Annotated in this window: 21 protein-coding genes and 1 tRNA gene; 15 read left to right on the forward strand and 7 right to left on the reverse strand. The window is 37.2% G+C overall.

Annotated features, from left to right (window positions below):
* Positions 1–163 precede the first annotated feature (163 nt).
* The 9 genes from lepB to LVD51_RS04185 all read left to right on the forward strand — a co-directional run bounded on the left by lepB (position 164) and on the right by LVD51_RS04185 (position 8181).
* Entirely contained in the window at positions 164–1732 is a 1569-nt protein-coding gene (gene lepB / locus LVD51_RS04145; RefSeq protein ID WP_236969929.1) for a signal peptidase I, read from the forward strand.
* A 3-nt stretch (positions 1733–1735) separates the two neighbouring features.
* Positions 1736–2608, forward strand: coding sequence for a hypothetical protein (locus LVD51_RS04150; RefSeq protein ID WP_236969930.1), 873 nt, complete (start codon positions 1736–1738; stop codon positions 2606–2608).
* Positions 2609–2618: 10 nt separating this feature from the next.
* A complete protein-coding gene (locus LVD51_RS04155; protein ID WP_236969931.1) occupies positions 2619–4232 on the forward strand; it encodes a S8 family serine peptidase in 1614 nt (537 codons plus the stop codon).
* Between the two features lie 94 nt (positions 4233–4326).
* Positions 4327–4400 (forward strand) — tRNA-Arg (locus LVD51_RS04160).
* Between the two features lie 44 nt (positions 4401–4444).
* Entirely contained in the window at positions 4445–4693 is a 249-nt protein-coding gene (gene rpmB / locus LVD51_RS04165; protein ID WP_236969932.1) for a 50S ribosomal protein L28, read from the forward strand.
* 12 nt (positions 4694–4705) lie between these two features.
* On the forward strand, positions 4706–4894 hold the full coding sequence (gene rpmG / locus LVD51_RS04170; RefSeq protein ID WP_236969933.1) for a 50S ribosomal protein L33: 189 nt from the start codon (positions 4706–4708) through the stop codon (positions 4892–4894).
* 2 nt (positions 4895–4896) lie between these two features.
* On the forward strand, positions 4897–5073 hold the full coding sequence (locus LVD51_RS04175; protein ID WP_236969934.1) for a DUF4295 family protein: 177 nt from the start codon (positions 4897–4899) through the stop codon (positions 5071–5073).
* Between the two features lie 224 nt (positions 5074–5297).
* On the forward strand, positions 5298–6251 hold the full coding sequence (ftsY, locus tag LVD51_RS04180) for a signal recognition particle-docking protein FtsY (RefSeq protein WP_236969935.1): 954 nt from the start codon (positions 5298–5300) through the stop codon (positions 6249–6251).
* A gap of 196 nt (positions 6252–6447) precedes the next feature.
* Positions 6448–8181 carry a dynamin family protein gene (locus LVD51_RS04185; RefSeq protein ID WP_236969936.1) on the forward strand — a complete coding sequence of 578 codons (1734 nt, stop codon included), beginning with the start codon at positions 6448–6450 and terminating at the stop codon, positions 8179–8181.
* A gap of 34 nt (positions 8182–8215) precedes the next feature.
* On the opposite strand, the gene LVD51_RS04190 is transcribed toward LVD51_RS04185, so the two are convergent.
* Complete coding sequence (locus LVD51_RS04190) at positions 8216–9169, reverse strand: DUF3078 domain-containing protein (protein ID WP_236969937.1); 954 nt, start codon at positions 9167–9169, stop codon at positions 8216–8218.
* Between the two features lie 369 nt (positions 9170–9538).
* Between LVD51_RS04190 and purL the strand changes: the two genes are divergently transcribed.
* Both purL and LVD51_RS04200 read left to right on the forward strand, forming a co-directional pair.
* Positions 9539–11770 (forward strand): phosphoribosylformylglycinamidine synthase subunit PurL, encoded by a 2232-nt coding sequence (gene purL / locus LVD51_RS04195; protein WP_236969938.1) that lies wholly within the window; start codon positions 9539–9541, stop codon positions 11768–11770.
* Positions 11770–12834 carry a peroxiredoxin family protein gene (locus LVD51_RS04200; RefSeq protein ID WP_236969939.1) on the forward strand — a complete coding sequence of 355 codons (1065 nt, stop codon included), beginning with the start codon at positions 11770–11772 and terminating at the stop codon, positions 12832–12834. Before purL ends, LVD51_RS04200 begins: the two co-directional genes overlap by 1 nt.
* Here LVD51_RS04200 and LVD51_RS04205 read toward each other — a convergent pair whose 3' ends face one another.
* Entirely contained in the window at positions 12835–13584 is a 750-nt protein-coding gene (locus LVD51_RS04205; RefSeq protein ID WP_236969940.1) for a TrmH family RNA methyltransferase, read from the reverse strand. It abuts the gene before it with no gap.
* A gap of 32 nt (positions 13585–13616) precedes the next feature.
* Between LVD51_RS04205 and tamL the strand changes: the two genes are divergently transcribed.
* Positions 13617–15944, forward strand: coding sequence for a translocation and assembly module lipoprotein TamL (tamL, locus tag LVD51_RS04210; RefSeq protein ID WP_236969941.1), 2328 nt, complete (start codon positions 13617–13619; stop codon positions 15942–15944).
* Here tamL and LVD51_RS04215 read toward each other — a convergent pair whose 3' ends face one another.
* Genes LVD51_RS04215 through LVD51_RS04225 form a run of 3 tightly spaced genes read right to left on the reverse strand, consistent with a single transcriptional unit; the run spans position 15945 to position 18636 of the window.
* Positions 15945–16577 carry an endonuclease III domain-containing protein gene (locus tag LVD51_RS04215; protein ID WP_236969942.1) on the reverse strand — a complete coding sequence of 211 codons (633 nt, stop codon included), beginning with the start codon at positions 16575–16577 and terminating at the stop codon, positions 15945–15947.
* Between the two features lie 4 nt (positions 16578–16581).
* Positions 16582–17592: an acyl-CoA reductase gene (locus LVD51_RS04220; protein WP_236969943.1), complete on the reverse strand. Its 1011-nt coding sequence runs from the start codon at positions 17590–17592 to the stop codon at positions 16582–16584.
* Positions 17593–17607: 15 nt separating this feature from the next.
* Complete coding sequence (locus LVD51_RS04225) at positions 17608–18636, reverse strand: RluA family pseudouridine synthase (protein WP_236969944.1); 1029 nt, start codon at positions 18634–18636, stop codon at positions 17608–17610.
* Between the two features lie 95 nt (positions 18637–18731).
* Here LVD51_RS04225 and LVD51_RS04230 point away from each other — a divergent pair, with 95 nt between their 5' ends.
* On the forward strand, positions 18732–19922 hold the full coding sequence (locus LVD51_RS04230) for a trans-sulfuration enzyme family protein (RefSeq protein ID WP_236969945.1): 1191 nt from the start codon (positions 18732–18734) through the stop codon (positions 19920–19922).
* Between the two features lie 74 nt (positions 19923–19996).
* On the opposite strand, the gene LVD51_RS04235 is transcribed toward LVD51_RS04230, so the two are convergent.
* The gene (locus LVD51_RS04235; RefSeq protein ID WP_236969946.1) at positions 19997–20875 is read right to left on the reverse strand and encodes a WD40 repeat domain-containing protein; all 879 of its coding nucleotides are present in this window, start codon (positions 20873–20875) and stop codon (positions 19997–19999) included.
* A gap of 38 nt (positions 20876–20913) precedes the next feature.
* On the opposite strand from LVD51_RS04235, the gene LVD51_RS04240 reads away from it, so the two are divergent.
* On the forward strand, positions 20914–21582 hold the full coding sequence (locus LVD51_RS04240; protein ID WP_236969947.1) for a 4'-phosphopantetheinyl transferase family protein: 669 nt from the start codon (positions 20914–20916) through the stop codon (positions 21580–21582).
* Positions 21566–22009, forward strand: a complete 444-nt coding sequence (locus LVD51_RS04245; protein ID WP_236969948.1) for a DUF4348 domain-containing protein — start codon at positions 21566–21568, stop codon at positions 22007–22009. Before LVD51_RS04240 ends, LVD51_RS04245 begins: the two co-directional genes overlap by 17 nt.
* Positions 22010–22034: 25 nt before the next feature.
* On the opposite strand, the gene LVD51_RS04250 is transcribed toward LVD51_RS04245, so the two are convergent.
* Entirely contained in the window at positions 22035–23396 is a 1362-nt protein-coding gene (locus LVD51_RS04250) for a vanadium-dependent haloperoxidase (RefSeq protein WP_236969949.1), read from the reverse strand.
* Positions 23397–23407 lie beyond the last annotated feature (11 nt).

A 23407-nucleotide genomic window follows, 5' to 3' on the forward strand; every position in this document is an offset into this window, starting at 1 on the left:
TCTGAATTCAAAAAAATAAAGAAAGAAAAAAATGGATTCTAATTAATGGTTGGATTTATAAATACCGGTATTCATCACCAAATACAAAGCCTTGGTATAAAAAAAGGAAAGTCGGCATTCTTTATTTACTTTTTTATTTACTTTTGAAGCAAAAATAAATACAGTGGAAATACTTATTTTTATTCTAATCTCCTATCTATTGCTATGTTTTAGTCTTCAGAAATTATTTGTCAAAGCGGGTAAAGACGGTAAATTGGCTTGGATCCCAGGAGTTAACTTTGGACATTGGTCAGCATTAACTGGTCGTTCTAAACACTTTGCGTGGTGGATGCTATTTCCTATCGTCAACTTTTTCATCTACGCTACCCTCGCTATAGATTTGGCAAGGTCCTTTGGAAAGACAAGTTTTTGGGATGCCTTTCTATCTGTGGTTTACACTCCATTGTCCTATTTTTTAATCGATAGAAGTAATGCAACCTATAAAGGCCCTGTAGCCAAATTAGAAAAAGAGTACAACGCACAAATAGCTGAGGCAAAAAGCGCTGGAGACAATTTAAAAGTACAGCGCCTAATCGCCAAGAATCCCTATCGAAAAAGTCCGACCAGAGAATGGGTAGACTCACTGATATTTGCAGTGTTTGCTGCAGCCTTTATTCGAATGTTTCTCATTGAAGCCTATATTATTCCTACCTCATCGATGGAAGGCTCACTGAAAGTTGGGGATTTTCTATTTGTTTCCAAGGTACATTACGGTATCCGTACACCGATGACGGTAGCCATGGTTCCACTTTTACACAATAGAATTGGATTTTTCAATAGTGAATCATATTTAGAAAAACCCAGTCTCCCCTATTACAGATTGCCAAAAATAACGCCTGTTAAAAGGTTCGACAATATGGTATTCAATTATCCTGAAGGTGATTCTGTAGTACTTACTCCAGGTAGAACATTCAGCGTATACGATTTACGACGCAGAGGGATGTTGAATCAAGTTCCTCCCTCAGATATAATATCGCGACCGATGGACAAGATGGATCACTATATCAAAAGAACCATCGGACTTCCCGGAGAAACACTGCAAATTAAAAAAGGGCAAGTATTTATCGATGAACAAGCCATTGACCTCCCCGAAATGGCTCAATTTACTTATAAAATTACTTCAACTCAAGGACCAATTAATACCAATACCTTAGATAAAATTGGGGTAGATATTCACGACAATCAACAAGCAAATGAAGGGTATTACAATTTGAGTGCCAACGAAGTAGAAGCCATTAAACAAATGGGCAATGACATAACTGTAGAATATATAGAACCCAGTCATATGGACAACTATCTATATCCCCACGATGAAGAACATTTCCCCAATTGGACTTTCGACAATTTCGGTCCTATACATATTCCAGCTAAGGGAGAGACCATAGAACTCAGCCCTGAAAATCTGTCCATGTATGGTCGCGTCATCAGTGTGTATGAAGGTCACGACTTAAAAATCACACCCAATGGGATATATATCGATGGCGAAATCCAAACTAGTTATCAATTTAAATACGACTATTACTGGCTTATGGGAGACAATCGTCACAACTCTGAAGATTCTAGAGTTTGGGGTTTTGTACCCGAAACCCATATAGTTGGCAAGCCATTGTTTATATGGATGTCATTAAAAAACAGCAGATTAGCTGACGGTATTCGATGGTCGAGAATTTTTCAATCCGCCAATAAAAAATAATTTATGTCAATAGTTCGAATTATTGGTTTATTCCTTTTTTTCCTACCACCTATATTGATCTGGTCACAAGATCAATCACAGGCTTATATTATAAAATATGACCTCCCTATGCAAGATGGGTTAACCGATATCTCTGAAATTAAATGGCTTACTGGATTTAATAAAGAAGGTTACAATAACCAACCTTTCGTCGAGGGTTCAAAGATTTATTTGACCACTTCATCCGACAATGGGACCATGGATGTAATCGCCCTTAACCCAACATCGAAAACCTCTGAAGAAATTATATCTACCAGGGATTATTCAGAATTTTCTACATCTGTCTATCAGGGTCAACTCTATTTTGTAAGACAGAGTCTAAGCGATCATCAACAAGGGATATGGAGAAAATCCAATACTGAGGTAGAGAACATAAGTTACCACTCCAATGTGGCCTATTATCGCATAATAAATCAAAACGAAGTAGCTATTATATTAATAGAAGATCAAAAATTGAATTTATACATCTATAATCTTCAAACTGAAACGGAGACACTTGTTTCGAAATCTGTGGGTAGAGGTCTTGAAATTGGACAGAATAGTGAAATATATTTTATTCATAAATACAATGACAGGGACTGGTATATTAAAAAATACGATCCAGAAACCCAGAGAACCTCTATCGTTCAAAAAACTCTGCCTACCAGTGAGGACTTTTGTCTTGACATTGAAGACCAAAAAATATGGATGGCCCAAGGTTCATTTATTTATTATATGAATTTACAAGGCACAGAAAACAGATGGAAACCTGGATTTGATCTATCAAATTTTTCAATAAATAATATAAAAAGGATAGCCAAATACAATAAAAATCAAATGGTCATCATTAATCATTAAACATCAATTTGTGAAGCTATTGAAACCATTACTATTTCTATTTATCGTCTTTTCTATTCCTCTTTCAGCCCAAACATGGGAGGGTTATTTATTTACCCTGAGTCCAGGCCATAATATCAATGAGGTAGAATCCTATTTACAAAAAAAGAATATTAATATACGCCCCCAACTGATAGCCAATAGTATTCGCGCCTATCATTTGGACTCCGGGGAATTGAGTCTTCGTAAAAAATCTGACTCTACAATTGAAACAATATTATCTGAATGTTCTGTAATAGATCAATGGCAACGAAACTACCGAATGTCTAATCGAAAAGTAACTCCTAATGATGCCAAATACGATGAGCAATGGTATTTAGAGAAAATCAAAATGCCAGATGCTTGGGAATTTACCACTGGTGAAATAAACTCTACCCAGCACCACCCCGTCATTGGGGTAATTGAAGCTGGAGTTACCACGACTCAACCAGAATTTGAAGGAATTTTTTACATCAATCCTCATGAAATCATTAATAATGGCATAGATGACGACCAGAATGGATGGATCGATGATATATCTGGATGGAATTTCAACGCCAATATACCACAACACGCCATTGACTACAGCTATCACGGTGATGCCGTCATCGGAGTAATGGCTGCCAAATCCAATAACAATACAGGCATCGCTGGTATAAATTGGGATCCGCAGATTATGTTGGTGTCACTGGAAGATAGGGCTACCAATGCATTAACCATTCAAGCCTACGAATATTTGTACCAAGCTCGTAAAAGATTTAATGAAACCAATGGTCAACAAGGAGCCTTTGTAGTGGTTTCTAACAGTTCATTTGGAGAAGAAGGTCTGTTTGCTAGCGATGTACCCTTATTTTGTGAAATGTACAATAAAATGGGTTCTGTAGGGATTTTAAGTGTCGGAGCCACTACCAACAGTGAATCCAATGTGGACAATTTTGGTGATATTCCCAGTGATTGTCCGTCAGATCAATTGGTCATCGTAACATCAATAGACCAGACAGAAGATATAAGAGGTGGATTTGGAAAGATAAATGTCGACTTAGGAGCACCGGGAACAGAAATTCCTACAGTCTACAAAGACGACGAATTTTTATTGGACGCAGGAACTTCTTTTTCTGCCCCTCAAGTTGCCGCCATCATTAGTTTGGCTTATAGTCTACCTCTGGATAGTTTACAGTCAGCTTATATGAATTCACCCATTGCGACTGCTGATGAGATCAAGGACTGCATACTCTCCACTGTCCAACCCTCAGCTGAATTAGAGCTGAGATCTTCTTCGGGTGGAATCTTAGATGCGGCTGCCTGCCTAGCATGTGTTAGTGAAAAATATAAAAGAGAAAGCAGTAGCAATGAATTAAAAATCACTAATCTATATCCCAATGTCGCCAACGAATATTTAAAATTCACCTTTTCTGGTGGCAATAGTTCTGATAAAATAACCTATTCAGTAATTGATTATATTGGGAAAATTATCATTCAAGACGAATTGGGAACAGTGAACAACGACTATCAACAAATTGATATAAAAACACTTCCTGCAGGAGGATACTTTCTTCGAATTGAGCAGGGAAAATCACAAAGTAGTTGGAAATTTATTAAAATGTAAGCAGCTTACAGACAACTAATTCACTTAATTCTATAAAATTTAAAATATTTTATTATTTTTGCATCCGATTTCATAATCAGTTATGAAAAAGAATGGCTTCGTAGCTTAACTGGATAGAGCACCTGACTACGAATCAGGAGGTTGCAGGTTCGAATCCTGCCGAGGTCACTACGTAATATTTTGTTGCATTAATTATATTAAAATAAAGCGCTATGTCTAAGGTATGTGAGTTGACTGGTAAAAGACCCATTGTAGGTAATAATGTGTCGCACTCAAATAGAAAAACAAAGAGACGTTTTTTGCCCAATCTAATAAAGAAGAAATTCTATATTCCTGAATTGGATAAAACAGTAACGCTCAAGGTGAGCACCAAGGCTTTGAGAACGATTGATAAATTGGGTCTCTATGCTTATTTGAAGAAACTACAGAAGCAAGGAAAAAGTATCCCGGTTAAACTATAAATGTAAAGCACTATGGCAAAGAAATCAAAAGGTAATAGAATTCAGGTTATACTTGAATGTACAGAACATAAAGAATCGGGACAACCAGGAACTTCTCGATATGTAACACAAAAGAACAGAAAAAATACTCCTGAAAGATTGGAATTGAAGAAATATAATCCTATTTTGAGAAAATACACTGTTCACAGAGAAATTAAATAACTATGGCTAAGAAAGTTTCAAAAAACGCAAGGGTAGCTCAGAGAGCTGCAAATGCAGGGTCAGGAAGAGATCACGTAAAAGTGATCAAAAGTGTGAAAGATCCTGTTACAGGTAAATATTCATTCAAAGAAATGATTATTCACAAGGACAAAGCAAAAGAATTTTTTGCAAACAAATAATGAAACATAATACTGAATCATTATATTGAGGCTTTTCATACGAAAGGCCTTTTTTTATGTATAGCAAATCGTAAAAACTGATATTTTTTCATCGGTTAAGCAACAATATATACTTAAAAACCTTTCTTTTTAGATGGACTTCTTCTGCAGTAATAGAATAGATATACCCAAGAAAAGTCACAAATTGATTATCACTTTGCCAAACGAATAATAAGCGATTAGACATGAGTTTTTTTAAAAAGTTTTTTACCAAAGAGAAAGAAGAAGATTTAGATAAAGGCCTAGAAAAGACAAAGTCCAATATATTTTCTAAGATTACCAAAGCCGTCGCTGGAAAAAATACAGTGGATGAAAGTTTTTTAGATGAATTAGAAGAAATATTGGTCTCGGCTGATGTGGGATTAGATACTACGGTAAAGATTATCGAGAGATTGGAAGAACGAGTAGCGGTTGACAAATACATCAATACATCGGAATTAAATCAGATCTTAAAATCTGAAATCGTGCAATTGTTGTCGGAAAACAATACCGTTGATCTAGAAGACTATACTGTAGATAATAGTAAACCCCCATATGTTATCCTCGTAGTAGGAGTCAATGGTGTTGGTAAAACAACGACCATCGGAAAACTCGCCCATCAATACAAAAAACAGGGTTATGACATTGTCTTAGGAGCTGCTGATACTTTTAGAGCTGCCGCAGTAGATCAATTAGAAATCTGGTCTAAACGTGTGGGATGCGATTTTTATTCTAAAGGAATGCACGCCGATCCTGCCGCTGTTGCTTATGAAACTGTGAACTACGCCATAGAACACAAAAAAGATATAGCCATTATCGATACCGCTGGACGATTGCATACCAAAATCAATTTGATGAGGGAGCTATCTAAAATCAAACGTTCTGTCAGTAAAGCCAAAGGAGATGCCCCTCATGAAGTGTTGTTGGTATTGGATGCCTCTACCGGTCAGAACGCCTTCGAACAATGTTCAAAATTTTCAGAGGCTACCGAAGTCTCTGCCCTAGCTTTAACCAAATTAGATGGCACGGCCAAAGGCGGAGTGGTATTGGGGATTTCTGATCAATTTAAGATTCCTATTCAATACATCGGCGTAGGAGAAGGTATAGAACAACTCCAAATATTTAATAAAAAAGCATTTGTGGATTCTCTTTTTGGTTAGAACCGGTCTATTTTAAAACAGCTAACCCCCCATTTAAGCTGAAATCGACACATATTTTTTAATTTTGGTTTGCCTAATGAAGTTAAGGTCAAATTGAGTATTTTTATATTTGATAATTAAAATTAAAGAATACTGTGAATTTGTTACATTCATATTGTGAATTAAATTTCTTTATTGACTTTAATACCAAGTATATATGTCATCATTTACCAATCACCGTCTTCTCCCCTATTTTGAGCAAATCAATGCTTTGATTCCCCAATTGATCGATCAAGCCAAAATGGTCAATAATATAGAAACAGAGAACATAGTTCACGAATTGAGAATGCGAATGACTGAGCCTTTTCTCTTTGTCATTGTCGGAGAAGTCAAAGCGGGTAAGAGTAGTTTTGTCAATGCATTATTGGACAGTAAGACAGAGATTTGTGGAGTGGCTCCAGATCCAAAAACCGACACCATTCAACAGATTAAATACGGTGAGAAAATGGAAGAAATAGTGATCAATCCCTATTTAAAACAGATTTATCATCCAGCAGAAATTCTAAAAGAAATATCCATAGTTGATACCCCGGGTACAAATACCATAGTGGACAATCACCAAGAAATAACGGAACGTTTTGTCCCTATATCTGATTTAGTCGTCTTTGTATTTGAAGCCAAAAATCCCTATAGAAGGAGTGCATGGGCTTTTCTGGACTTTATCAACGAAGAATGGAAAAAGAAAGTCATATTTATCTTACAACAAAAAGATATTATGACTGAGGCTGATTTAAAGATCAACATTGAAGGAGTAATCAAGCAAGCCAAAGAAAAAAATGTAGAAGATCCCAAAGTATTTGCCGTATCTGCCCTACAAGAAATCAATGATAAAAAAGAAGAAAGTGGTTTTATACCGCTGCGAACTTATATCAATGACAATATAACTGGTGACCAAGTTCTGATATTAAAAATTGAGAACTTAATCACTTTAATATCTACCCTAAATAATAAAATAAATACGGGATTAGAAGCTCGCAAAGCTCAATATGAAAACGATTCACAATTTCGAAAAGAAATCCAAATTACTTTAGATGAACACGTAGTATCTACTGACAATCAAGTTCAAGTCCTTATTGACAACCTTTTAACAGGATATGACAAAGCAACCCTAATCAGCGAGCGATCTCTTAAAGAAGGACTGTCATTTATGCGTTTAATTGGCAAATCATTTAAATCTATTTTCAATAAAAAAGAATCACCTAAAGTTTGGTTGGAAGATATCCGCAATGAACTTGAATCAAATTTGAAAATTGAGATGACTGATCGATTACATGATGGGGTCAATGATTTGGCTGATAATGTACAAAACATGGCAAAAGTTGTGGAACTGAAAATTCTTAAGAACAAGACCATCCTCAAGGATAATCATAGTTTATTTGGTCATATCGCAGAAAAAAGACGATTAGTCATTGATGAATTAAAAACTTCATTTCAAAAATTCATAAAGGATACCGATAATTTTGGAGACAGAGATCTTATATCTCACGGCCAAGCCATCAGTCCAAGTATTGCTACTGGGAGTGGAATAGCGGTTATAGGAATTATTCTAACTGCTGTGACCAATGGAGCAGTATTCGATGTAACAGGAGGTCTTATAACTACCGTAGGATTACTGTTTGCTGGGATTACTACAGGGATTAAAAGAAATAAAATATTAAAGCAATTCAATGCAGAAATCACATCCAGTCGACAACGTATAAAGCAAGAGATTACCGATAAATTGACAGAATATATAGGCAATATTCGTTTAAAAATTGACGAACAATTTATTGATTTTGATCAATTATTGGAAACAGAAAGAAAAGAAATTGAGATGATGACGAATAATTATCAGCAAATAGATCACAATCTACAGTCGATTTCTAGTAACATTAAAAAACAGAAAAATTAACCCAGTAATACCGAGTTTATATAGTCCTAGATGTTCAAAAGGAATGTGTTAAACCAAGGTTTATAGATTCACTTAACTGCACTCTAGGTCCACTCCGTCCAGTAGGACTTCCTTCCTCATCGAGAATATCAAACTTGATATCTTCATCATAAACTAAATTGCCTAAGATATCAACAGACAATTTTGAATTGACCTTCATCTTTAATTTACTTTCAATATTGACATCAAAATTTCCAAAGTTAGAGAGATGATTAGTAAAAAAGTCCGCTTTACTTTGCAGGGTTACATTTTTCATAATGGTAAAACTCATTACAAATTTAACCAAACTACCCAGCTCCACCCGATACCTATCCTCTCTAAATTTTTCTGGCAAATACTGAGCAGCCGAAGTAGAATCTCGCGTTATAGTTATCTTACTATTGATTGGGGTATAATAAATATCAAAGGTATTTTTACTATCACTACCAGCTAAACTCTTAATATTGAGACCGGTACCGATATCAATAGTCAAGGGCGATGCAAAACTACCTAAAAAATTTCCCCTCATGCCATCAGCATTAATTTTATATGTTTTAGTCATAAAGGTTCTCATATTACCAATAGCTGACAAAAACATTTTATCGGAAAATTTATAGCCATAATTACCATTCAATTCCAATTTATCCCTGTTTTTTACCCAATCTTGTTTATCTCTTTTCATCAAACCATACTGGAGACTGGAAGCAAAAGTAAAGTTACTTTTATCCTTCTTGTATATCGCCTTCCAACCAAGATCTCCACCAAGAGTGATATTGTTATAACCACTACCTTTCCAATATTCACTATAGGCTATTTGAGATAAATACAGAGTTGCTTGATTGCTGTACGACCAAAATTTTTCTTCCTTTTGCTCTGTTGAATCAGCCTTCCCATTATCGGGTAATACACTAAGGGTATAACCTTGCTGGATTCCGAAAAATAACAAAAAGAGAAATGAGTATATACGCATCAAAATATGTTTTGGATCTGATTAATACAAAAACAACGTGAATTCTAACTACAAATATTGTATTTATATATTTTAAAATAAAAAAATTGTAAATGTATTTTAATCTTAATATACTGCAGACTGATAAACAGTCTCAGATACGATGTTAAAACCTATATATTAAAATAAATTCAAATATACAAAATCCTTTTATTTTCAGAATATATCACCGTATTTATATAATTGAGAATAGCCATTATTGCATTTTAGTCCAATATAGTAGAAATAGATAATAAATTTCATATTGTTTAATGTGATAAACTCAATGGAAGATTGATGATGGATATAAATTGTATTATATTTGTACGCTTATAAAACAAAAAGCAAAATATGAAGGACAAAGTATCATTGCCCGATTTTTCAGTCGCCCAAAAACTTGGACTTACCGAAGATGAATTTCAAAAAATAATTGAAATTTTAGGTCGGGTTCCCAACTTTACGGAACTCAGTATTTTCTCTGTTATGTGGTCGGAACATTGTTCGTATAAGAACTCCATAAAATACCTTAAGACCCTACCTCGCGATGGGGGCAAACTTTTGGTAGGAGCAGGTGAAGAAAATGCTGGACTCGTCGATATTGGCGATGGTTGGGCATGTGCCTTTAAGATAGAATCACATAATCACCCATCAGCCATAGAGCCCTATCAAGGTGCTGCCACAGGAGTGGGTGGAATCCACAGAGATATTTTCACCATGGGAGCACGGCCTATCGCCGCTTTAAATTCTCTTCGGTTTGGAGATATCGATCGTCCTCATACCAAACATTTAATCAAAGGTGTCGTCAAAGGAATTGGCGATTATGGCAACTGTCTCGGCGTACCTACAGTAGGTGGTGAAGTATATTTTAGAGACTGTTACAACCAAAACATATTGGTCAATGCCATGTCGGTAGGAGTGGTTAAAGTTGGAGAAACCATGTCAGCTGTAGCTGATGGACCTGGTAATCCCGTATTTATCGTAGGTTCTGCTACAGGGAAAGATGGTATTCACGGTGCAACATTTGCATCAGCAGATTTGACTGAGGATAGTGCCAAAGATTTACCTGCCGTTCAAGTAGGGGATCCATTTCAAGAAAAATTATTGCTTGAAGCTAGTTTAGAAGCCTATACTACTGGCGCTGTCATCGGTATGCAAGATATGGGGGCAGCAGGTATCACTTGTTCCACATCGGAAATGAGTGCCAAATCTGGTACTGGTATGCGTATTGATCTGGACAAAGTACCTACCAGACAAAGTAATATGTTGCCTTTTGAGATTTTGCTTTCAGAATCCCAAGAACGGATGTTGATCGTATGTAAAAAAGGTGAAGAAGATAAGTTGTTAAAAGTATTTGACAAATGGGATCTCGAATGTGAATTGATCGGCGAAGTAACGGATACCGGTCGACTTGAATTTATTAGTGAAGGTGAAGTAGTAGCCGATGTTCCCGCAGAACCGTTGGTTTTGGGAGGAGGAGCTCCTGTATATGACAGACCTTATGAAGAGGCCAAATACTACAGTCAATTAATAGACTATACTGAATCTCAAATAACTGAACCAGAGGACTATATAGCTGCCGCCGAAAAGTTAATGTCTTCCCCAAATTTAGCGTCCAAAAAGTGGATCTATGAACAATACGATCACACCGTAAGGGTGAATACCATGAAGACCAACCGCCATGCAGATAGTGCGACGATTAGAGTGAAAGGTACAGACAAGGCACTGGCCATGAATGTAGATTGCAATTCTACCTTTGTTTATGCCGATCCTTATGTAGGTAGTATGATCGCAGTGGCTGAGTCCGCTAGAAATATTGTTTGTACTGGAGGAAAACCAGTGGCTATTACCAATTGTCTCAATTTTGGTAATCCTTATAATAAAGAAGTTTACTGGCAATTTGTCAATGCGATTAAAGGGATGGGTGAGGCCTGTCGCAAATTTAACACCCCTGTAACAGGTGGGAATGTCAGTTTTTACAACCAAACTGTATTGCCGGATTCTGTAGAACCCATCTATCCTACTCCAACCATTGGAATGTTGGGAATTTTGGACGATGTAAATGATTTTCTAACATTGAGTTTCCAAAAACCTGGCGACATTATTGTCCTAATTGGCGAAAACAAATTCGATCTCAACAGCTCAGAATACTTGCAATGGAATCATAAAATCAGCAATTCCAAAGCCCCTAGTTTTTCACTAGATCAAGAGTACCGAGTTCAACAATGTATCATCAAAGCGAATGAAGATAAACTTCTTGAGTCCGCCCATGATATATCTGAAGGTGGACTGCTGAACAACCTTTTAGAGAGTTGTCATGAAAATGAATTGGGAGTTGACATTCATCGCAACCAAGATATCCGACTTGACAGTTTCTTGTTTGGAGAGGCCCAGTCTAGAATTGTAGTATCAATTGATAAAAATAATTTACAGGCCTTAAAAAACATTTGTCAATCAAATTCAGTTGAATTAGTTGAATTAGGAAAAGTCACAGATACCAATATTCAAATCGATAACATAGATTTTGGAAACGTCGGTAAATGGAAGACATTATATAATGAAGTAATTGAACAAAAATTAGATTAATGAGTAAATTTTTATATTTCGTTCTAGGGCTATTTTTTATTGCAGCATGTAGCGAACAACCAACGGGTGAAGAATTCAAATTATCTGGTCAACTTTTTGATGCCCCCAATAAGGAAGTACAACTTAATCAAATTTCACTGCAGGGCCAAAGAACTTTAATAGCCTCTACCCAGACCGATGCCCGAGGCAATTTTCAACTGGTAACGAATAAGTCCATTGCCGAAGCTATATATCAGTTGTCCATTGGACATAAAAAAGTTTCTTTTGTGTTAAATGGCGAAGACAAGGATCTAACCATTAAAGGAAATTACGGTGATTTCGAGAAATACAATTTCGATCTTTCCGGTTCCTCATTGACCGGATCTCAGGTATTGTCATATCATAAGATAATATCTGAAGACTGGCCCGAAGTAATGGTCCTAGATTATTTCAATAATATGGAAAACACCTTGGTAGCCTTACAAACTGGAATAGCGTTTTTAATGAAAACACCGGATGAGTACAAAAACGTTAGAGCATTGGCTCCTAGAGTTGAAGAAGATTTAAGCCATACTCCCTATGCCAATGAATTTAAAGAATTCGTAAAATATTACGATGGCAAAGTGAGAGAGAATGTTGAAGGAGCTCAACAAGCTAGTTTACTCAATATTGGAGATCAAGCTCCTGAAATAGCTCAACCCAATCCCGATGGCAAAATTATGAAATTGTCCGATCTCAGAGGGAAGGTCGTTTTACTTGATTTTTGGGCGAGTTGGTGTGCACCTTGTAGAAGGGCCAATCCACATGTAGTCTCCCTATATAATAAATACAAAGACAAGGGCTTTACCGTATACTCAGTATCCTTAGATCGCAATGGTCAAAAGGATAAATGGGTAGCCGCTATTGAACAAGATAAACTCGCATGGGAAAGCCACGTAAGTGATTTGAAATATTGGCAATCAGCACCAGCTCAGACCTATGGAGTACGGGCTATACCGGCCACATATTTATTGGATAGAAATGGCATCATTAGAAAAATAAATCCAAGAAATAATTTAGAAGCCTCAATTAAAGAATTACTTTAACTATAGGTTGCGAATGGATTTATCCCTCAATGTGAGAATGGACACAGTAGTCATTGCTACATTGAGGGATTCTACCATGCGATTGGGAGAACCGGGAATAGTCAAAACACGACCGGCATTTTCTTTTAAATATTGAGATACTCCGTTGCCTTCATTCCCTAAAACCAACACACCGGGTTGATCCCAATCCAAATCGTAGACCGATTGTCCTTCCATATCAGTAACCCAAAGCGGGAGAGAACATTTCAACAATTCTTCCTGACTTACTTGAATTAACTGTACATTGAAAACACTACCCATACTTGCCTGAATACATTTTGATCCAAATGGATCTACACTGCCTTCTCCTATCCATACAGTACTGACTCCAAACCAATCTGCAGTTCGCAAAATCGTACCCAGGTTGCCTGGATCTTGAACGGCATCGGTATAAATGTAAAAAGATTGGTCACTCTTCATTTCTCCGAAATATTCCGCCGGCATATCACATACTGCCAAAAAACCTTGAGGATTTTGAAGATTGGACAGGGAATTAAAAGTCACTGAATCTGTTCGATAGATGGGAGTAGTAAAAGGAAGGGGATCAGAATGATTTAAAACAATGTATTGGATGGTTTCAGGCGATTTTTCGAGAAGTTCTAAAATCATTTTTTCACCCTCAACTAAGTATTTTTTTAATTTATATCTATTTTTCTTTTGTTTTAATGAACGAATCAGTTTTATTTGATTCTTAGACAATATTTGATCCATGACCTTGTTAATTTAGGAGCGATTAGAAATTTATGAACAAATTCATTTCGAAAAGTATTTTTTATCTATTAATTACCGTGCTGTTTACGGCGTGTAATGTTAGCAAATTTATAGCAGATGATGAATTTCTACTCACAAACTATGAAATTAATGTAAATGGTCCCCTATCCGCTAGAGAAGAGACCAAGTTGGCCAATGAAATTTACTATCTAGATACCTTACAACAAATCGAAAAACAAAACTGGAAGGTGTGGGTCCATTATAAATACGGATCTGCTGATACAGGTACCATTAAAAATTTCATATATCGACGGGTAGGTAGTCGGCCTTATATATATCAAGAAGGTGAAGGATTGAACATCAAAGATCAAATTAGTCGTTATCTAATGGACAAAGGCTATTACGATGCCGAGACATATTTTTCGGAAAAATTAAAAAATAAAAAAGCCACCATAATTTACGATATATCTACTGGACCTCTATATGAAATCAACAACAAAACCATAAACTATCCTTCTGAAGAAGTAGAAACTCTAATTAAAAAATACGATCATCAATCGTTTCTAAAAAAAGGTGATGTCTTGTCGACCACGGCATATGAAAAGGAAAAAGCACGGATAGTGAAGATTATGCAAGACAATGGCTATCCCTATTTTTCTTCATTAAATATAAGTAAACGTCCAGATGCAATAAAAAACATCAATGAAGTAGACATTCGATTTGAAATTCAAGACGATGCCGATAGCGTGGCGATGAGAAAATTTTACTTTGGGGAAATCGTAGTTAATCACGACCACATTCCTTTTGCATTTCAACAGGTAGTAGATACCGCAACGATTGACAATATTCAACACTTAAATTTTGATGCGGGAAAGTCCCTGGATCGATTAACTATGAATTCTATTATACCCTGTCGACCCGGTGAAGTATTCAGCAGAAGTAAATTGGAACAAGCTCGATCAGAAATCCTGCGTTACAACGTGTATTCCTCAGTAATTATTCAAGAAATACCCTCTCCAGAGAATCCCGATCGACTCAATATATATTTAATACTTACTCCATCACTGAAGTACGAATTCAATTCCAACTTTGATTTTAACAATACTACATATTCATCGAGAAGTCTCATCGGTGCTTCTTTGGGGCCAGAAATAACCAATCGCAATTTTTTGGGCAAAGGGGAAAATTTTACTACTGGGATAGAACTACTATCAGAGTTTAACCCCTGGGATAAGGATAGAAATGTTTTTCAAACCTTTATCTTCGGTTTTCACAACAACTTAACCATTCAGAAATTTGTGGATTATTTCCACTCCTATTCTCTACTTAAAAAACCTTTCCCAACCTTACACAATACACTGAAAGAAAATGGACTAAGTTCTGTAAACGTCAACTACGACTATGTGTTGATCGATAGCTTCTATACCTATCACTCCTTTAATTTTTCTCTGGGAAATAACTTTAACTGGGCAGCGGGTAGAAACAATTTAAGGGTGAATAATTTGGGAATCAATGTATTTCTTCCTGATCTGGCCCAAAGTTTCGAAGAACAAATTGCCGATCAAGAATTCGTCCGAAAATCTCTAGATCCCCAAATTTTTACTGGTCTATTTTTTAACAGTGCTTTGTTTACCCATGTAAGTCAAAAGGATTACGCCAAACGACAATATACCTTCAATGGAACTTTTGAAGTGTCTGGTCTAGAAGTGATGTTGGCCAATTACGCTATCAATCAACTCAGAGATACATTTCAACTCTTTGACAAATTTGAATTTGCCAAGTTTGTAAAACTCGACCTCGACGGGAGGTTTTCCAAGGACTTCACCCCTTCTACCTCTTTTGCTTCCCGAATCAATGTCGGGATAGCGGTTCCTTTGCCCGGGTCAGAATCAATCCCATTTACCAAACAGTTTTACTTAGGAGGTCCCTCTAGTATGAGGGCATGGAAAATAAGAGAATTGGGGCCGGGTTCATCTGTTAATGAAAGCACCTTAGATCCCGACTTCAATCAGCCCTATGCACAAGTGGGTGATTTCAAACTAGAAATGAATGCAGAATACCGTTTCCCTCTGTTTTGGCGTCTGAACAGTGCTGTATTTATGGATGTTGGTAATATCTGGTCTCTGGGCAACTCCGATAGCCCCAATGCATTATTATCCAATAATTTTTGGAAAGAATTGGCTGTGGGAACCGGAACTGGATTGCGTATAGATATGACTTTCTTTATCCTCCGATTGGATTGGGGTATAAAATTGAAACTACCCTATCAAAGAGAAAATGGCAGTTATTGGGCCTTTTCCAAATTTGGTCAATACTTCACAGAATCAAATCTTAACTTGGCCATTAGCATGCCGTTCTAATTAATCCATAGATTTACGGCCGTATTGTTTACAAATTGGACAGTTTTCGCGGCGATGTCCCCTAGCTGGACAGTATTCTCTGCCAAAATAGATGATTTGTAAATGCCTTCGATTCCATTCTTCTTTTGGGAATACTTTTTTAAGATCTTTTTCAGTCTGCGCCACCGATTTTCCGTTGCTCAACATCCATCGGTAAGCCAATCGATGAATATGGGTATCTACAGGAAATGCTGGTACGCCAAAGGCCTGTACCATGACAACAGAAGCTGTTTTATGGCCTACTCCAGGCAATGTCTCCAATATCTCCATATCGGCCGGCACTTCACCTTGGTATTTGTCCACCAAAATCTTGGACAGGCCAATAATAGCCTTTGATTTTTGGGGTGACAAACCACATGGGCGTATGATGCGTTGAACTTCGGCTTGGTCCTGGACCGCCATGTCGAATGCATTGTCCGCCAAAGCGAACAATTCCGGCGTCACTGTATTCACTCGTTTGTCTGTACATTGGGCAGACAGTAGTACAGCGATAAGCAAGGTATAACTATCCTTGTGATCCAAGGGTATCGGCCACTCCTGATACAATTCATCCAATATAATACCAATCCTATCGGCTTTTTCTTTCCTGGTCATAATGCTAAGCTATAGATACTAAGAATTGTCCAATGTCTACTCCGTCAGCATAGTCAAACAAACTCGGTTGTTGGGTCTTGCCAAATCCTATGAGAGGAATCGAATCTACTGAGGTATGACCGACAATGCACTGAATATCTTCTGCCTTCTGGCCCAATTCCGAACCCAATTCATCCAAAGATGAATACTCCTCATAATGCAACATACTGATGGGGGAAAAAAGACTTTCAGCCTTTTTAATCACCATAAACGGTGTACTGATGTGATCGGTGCGATTGAGCAACTCCATAGACAGATTGTAATCAAAATTATTTTTGTATTTAGCGTTCATTACTACATCTCTCATACAGTCAATGGAATCGATAAAAGGTTTGAAATCATAGCCCGTCGGCACATATACCTTGGTTACATTTCTACATCCCAATCCAAAATAACTCAGTATATCTCTGCCGAGTAACTTTAAATCTTCCTCTGTTTCTCGTCCTGTAAGAATGGCTACAGAAGTCCGATTTTTTCTCAATATTTTAGGCACCTTTTCAAAATACTTTTCAAAATATCGAAAAGTATTGTTCGATCCCGTCGCCATTACCGCTTCGAAATTACTTAGTCGTTCTACCACCTTGAAATCATCTAGGATAGTAGGATCTTTCTCACTCATCAATTTCAAGATAGCTGGAAATACATATTTGTCCTTAGAAGACAATTTAATTTCTGCTTTATGCCCAGAAAGATAAACCATTAAAAAATCGTGAAACCCGACCAATGGAATATTTCCAGCAAAAACCAAACCCACTTGCCGCTGTTGATCTGCATTTACCGGTAGATGGTAGTATGACAACCATTTTTCTATATCATCTGGATTTAACATATATTGACGAATCGCATCTAAACTCTTCCAATAATTGTCTTTGGGGAACCATAGATTATTGGCAGCGGTCTGATGAATATATGCCTCTAAAAAATCACTTCGATCTGCTATACACTGTGAAAGATATTGTAATGATTTCAATTTCATAAAGAAATTCTTGGTTTAGTTTTCAAATTTATCAATTCTGTCTTCTACGTACTTATCCCATTTATCCAATACTCCTTGCATATCTGCAGGCAATGGAGATTCAAAATACATAGGCTTCTCCGTTACTGGATGAACAAATCCCAAAGATTTGGCATGAAGAGCCTGTCGCGGACAAATCTTTATACAATTCTCCACAAACTGTTTGTATTTATTGAATACGGTACCTTTTAATATTTGATCTCCACCATATTTTTCATCGTTAAATATCGTATGACCGATGGAATCCATATGAACCCTTATTTGATGGGTTCGCCCTGTCTCCAATCGGCATTCAATTAAAGATACATAGTAATAGGACTGGATCGTAGAATAATGGGTCACTGCATTTTTGGCCAATTCTGCTTCTTCTTGATCATAGGTAGCATACATTGTCCTATTCTTGAGATGTCGGCCGATAGGAGCATCTATCGTCCCGTCAGCTGGATCGGGCTGGCCCCATACGATGGCCTGATACCTGCGCTGAACACTGTGTTCGTGAAACTGGGCCGCCAAATGACTTAGAACGGCTTCTGTCTTAGCAATCACTAATAAACCACTGGTATCTTTATCTATTCTGTGTACCAATCCGGGACGATCCATACTATTGCCAGGTAATACCGGTAAATCTGAATTTTGAAGATGATGAACTAAAGCATTAACTAAGGTCCCCGTATAATTGCCAGTCCCTGGGTGGACTACCAAACCCGGAGCCTTGTCAATCACCAATAAATACTCGTCTTCATAAACTACATCCAATGGGATATCTTCTGGCAGAACCACGCCATCGTATTCTGCATTCAACGGTATTTGCATAATTATTTCATCGCTGGGTTGTACCTTGTAATTGGCTTTGACCAAACTACCATTGACGGTTACCCATTCGTTTTTTATACCGTTTTGAATTTTATTTCTGGTGACCTGAAACAACTTGTTGGCTAAAAATTTATCAATTCGCATAGGACTCTGTCCCTCGTCTACCACAATAATTTTTTCCTCAAAATCCATTAAGTCCTTTTTTACTATAATCGTTTAAATTAAATTGATCTTTGCACAAAGATAATCTATATTTGATAGAATATTATACCTATACATCACGAGCTATGAAAATACCATCAATCTGTAGTAAAGAGGAAAAATTAACTTCATATAATCCCCCTCACATCAACCCGATATACGCTTCTTCTTCCTTTCAGTTTGAAACACTAGAAGAAGGCATTAATATTTTTAACGGTTCGAGCAAGGGTTATGTGTACAGTCGATTTTCCAATCCCAATGTGGAACTTTTAGAAAACAAAATAGCCCGACTTGAAGGCTACCAATTAGATTCCGACATAAGTGCAGTAGTCACCAACTCTGGTATGTCTGCCCTATCTACCTTATTGGCATCATTGACACAACCAGGCGATACCATAATTACTCAACCCGCATTGTACGGGGGAAGTATGAGTCTAATAGATCAATATTTTGCAACCAAGGGTATTGATGTTTTATACCTCGATCTACTAGATATCCCAGGCGTTGAACAGGCCATTAAAGAGGTTTCTCAAAAAGCTGTTTTGCTTATAGAAACCCCAGCCAACCCTACCCTGACCTGTTACGATCTAGAGGGATTGGCCAAGGTCTGTAAGCATTACAATGTGAGATCTATTGTCGACAATACTTTTGCCACATTTATACTTCAACAGCCACTGAAACACGGCATAGACTACGTTATTCACAGTAATACCAAATATATCAACGGACATGGCAATGGCATTAGTGGCGTTATTGTGGGACCTACAGAAATGATAAAATCAGATAATGTAGAAATGTCTATGAAATTAAATGGAAGTAATTGCAGTCCATTCGAAGCTTGGCTGTGTTACCAAGGTATGAAAACCATGTCTCTCAGAGTAAATCAACAAAGTAGTAATGCTGCTTCTATTGCCTCCTATTTGGACCACCATACAGAAATAGAAAAGGTATTCTACCCCGGTTTAATCAGTCACTCTACTCATTCCAACGCCAAAAAGACGATGAATGGTGGTTTTGGCGCTATGATTAGTTTTGATCTCGGCAGTCTAGACCGAGGGAAACAGTTAATGAAAAAATTGGATTTTATCACCATGGCCCCCACACTGGGAGATGTAGACACCATCGTCTTACATCCTGCTTCCATGTCTCACCTCAACATGAAGGTCGAAAACAGAATGGAATTGGGTATAACCGACGGACTGATTAGAATGTCGGTAGGTATAGAATACTTAGACGATATTATTCAAGATTTAGACCAAGCGCTAGAACAACTTTAGTTCGGAATATTCATTTAATACCCTCGTGTTCTAAAGTATTGAATAATCTATGATTCACCTGATTTTGATACTAGTTATAGAAACCAAAGTCGTATACTTCGATCATCGCTAGCTGAAAACAAAACCTTAGCCTTTTGACAATATGCCAAACTATTCACTGAATTGACATGAGCTTCGGTAGTCTGTCCCCATTTGATAGAAGTAATGGGTTGAAAATCTTGCTTGGACCAGAATCGAATAGATTTATCTCTACTTGCTGTGGCCATTACCGAGCCCAAATCAATAATATCATTAATGGTATACCAATGTGCTGGTAGACTGTGTTGAAGAGTCCATAGTTTGGAATCCCAAACCCTTAACAAGGCATCCATACCACCTGAGATTAACTGACCTGAAATATAAGCCAATGAAAAAACCGATCGTTCATGGGCTTCATTCACCACCTTATTGAGGTATAGATTATGAAGATCCAGGATGTAGATATTGCCATCAGAACTACCGATGGCCATTTGAAAGTTCTCGGTATCGATTTTACCACAGCGCAATGGCTTGGCAGTTAAATGAACTTCTTGAACAAAGTCATGGGTATCCATCTTCCATTTTCTAACCTTGCCATCTCCTCCTAAAGTATAGAAATACTCATCGGTAATTACTACATCATAAATCCCTTTATGGTGAATCTTTTTTGCAAAAACCTCCTGCCTTGACTTTCGATCTAATATATATAGATTACCAGAAAATGTACCCAAGAAAAAATATTGAGAATTAACGGCCAAGGCAAAAATTTGATCCTCAACCTTGGCTACTAACTGACCATCTAAACTATCTTGCCAATCCCAACTTACCAACCAACCATCTCCTCCTACAGAAAATAATTCATTTGATTCCTCATCAAAAAATAATTTATAAATAGAACTATTATGTCCTTGTAGTATCTTTGTACTTTTAATCATCTATGGTTATAATAATCAGTTAATAAAATCCAATAAGTTTGCCCATTGTAAATGTAGAACAGTTTCCTTTAGATACCAAGATACTTATTTGGCAAGTAACCGAGGAAATCGATTTTTTTATTTCTAAAATAGGACATCAGTACCCGGATTCACCTTGGCGTCATTTTAACCCCAAGCGACAAATGGAATATTTGGTCTCTAGATATTTAATTCAATTAGGCTTACCCCATCAGCATTTCATTAGTGAATTGAAAAAAGACAGCTGCGGTTGTCCTCACTTTCCAACCTATGATATACACTGCGGAATTAGTCATAGTAGCAGCTACATTGCAGCCATCACCAGTAGTGAAAAAGTGGGCTGTGACATTGAAATATACCAACCTGAGAAGATCTTAAGGATTGCACCCAGAATCATAGGCAAGGCTGAAGAATCCTGGGTAAGAGGAGAAGATATTAGTTTAAAAACGCAATTGGTCTGGGGAATTAAGGAAAGTGCTTACAAAACATGGGGGAAGAAGAATATCGATTGGTTGCGCGATATTGATATAGATCCTATTCTATGGCATCCTCAATCAGGGGATTTCACTGGGTCCATAGGGTCATTAAACTGTGATAAACTATATTTCTACGGCGAATATACATACCACAAAGATTTCTTATTCGTTTGGACTAAAGAAAGAAAAAATATTCATGCAAATTCTCTATAAACTTACCATATTACTTTCCATCCTTTTATTTTCAAACTGCAATAATACCAAGCAAGAAGAAAATACATTGGGTATTGAAGAAATGACTCAAGTGCCAGAAGATTTTTCAAGTTTTTATTTGAAATTTCATTCCGATTCTGTATTCCAGCTCAATCATATCACCTTTCCATTACAGGGTATTCCCGCACTTATCAGTAAAGAGATCGACCCCGATGAATTTACATGGTCAAAAGAAGATTGGAAATTTCATTCATTTGACAACTTCGATCCCGATCAATACCAGATCGAAAGGCAAACTTTTGATTCGACCTTGGTCACTGAAAAGATAATAGATATCAAGACCAATATCGGTATCAAACGCAGATTTGCCAAGTTTAATGACGAATGGTACCTCATTTACTATTCTGCCATGAATCCACAACAATAGTTTTTATTGAAATCTATCTATTGAATTATTGCCAAGGCAACTGAATAACTCTATGCCCTACTTTATAGCCTAAATCTGTTCCGGCTTCGGAATCAGACATAAAATGAACGCCAAGCGGCACTCTAGAATAGGCATTTTCTATAGCCATATCCCAAATGGATGAAAAACTTCGGGGTGTAGACTTAAATTCAGTCCTTCCTTCATGACTCCTATCAGTAAATGAATAATTTTTTCCAAATATATCTTCCAAGACCACAGCAGCCGCGGCAGAAAAGGTGGCATGACCTGAAGGGTAGGTTGGAAAATTTGGGGTATAAAAGCCACCAGAGCCATCGGGACACATAATGGTATTCCATTCCCGATCCCCCATATATTCATGTATATAATCTATAGGGCGCAAACAGTTATAGCGATACTTATTTTCCCAACATTTAATTCCCGCGTCGGCCAAGGCCATTCCCACTTTTGTATAGGCCACTACTGTTTCCAATAAATCCAAGCGTTCGATGGAAATTAATTGATTGGTAATACTAACCCATCTACCAGCAGGACTAAAGGTAAGAATTGGACAATCATCACTCCAAAATTCAGCAATCCAATAATCTTCTTGATGCTGGCCTAATTTAATTTCATTTACCATATTGTAGGTAAACCGAGCTTCTTTATACAATACAGAACTGGTATCTGTGCGAAAAGGAGGAGGTGGAAGGATACCATCAGATCCCCGAGCCGCGAAGGTGCGTACCTTTCCCCAATTGGGCAATAAAGCAGGTTGATAATCGGGATAGGTAGGTTTCCAAAGACCTTCGCGCTGGGGAGGCACATAACTGGGATCAATATTGCTTAAATACGCCTCATGACCCATTTCATCCTCAATGGACCATTGGTATATCACATTGGCTACAGCTTCTCCATGTGCTTTCGAACGGGCATATACATCGGGGTCAGTGTCTTGTCGTAATTCCGCATCCAACTGGTGTCCGATCGCTAGCATTTGAAATTGCTGTTCAGCAGGCGCAGTTGGAAAAAACATTTCAAATGCTCTACTATAAGCAGCATTGGCTACTACTTCCCAATTGTATTCCAAGCTAGGCTTGGGACGATCAATATCTATATTGGGATAATAGGAAGAAAGGCTCTTGTATTTAGAACCACTACCTTCTACTATAGCCTCGTACACAATAAGATTGATATAGGCATTATTTCTAGCTGAAACCGGAGGTTTATACCCTGGACAATAGCGCTCAATTTCCAAATACATTTGATTCCACAACATGGGAATTTTATGAGAATAATTGGAAGCAGGTAAACTCGTTTCATAGACTAATTCATCCTTCTCACAGGATACCCATAAAAAAAGTAATAAAATCGGTAAAAGTGTTTTCATGAGTTAGTTAC

Origin of the sequence: Membranihabitans marinus (assembly GCF_021729155.1) — a bacterium.
In the GTDB taxonomy this organism is placed as follows: domain Bacteria; phylum Bacteroidota; class Bacteroidia; order Chitinophagales; family Saprospiraceae; genus Membranihabitans; species Membranihabitans marinus.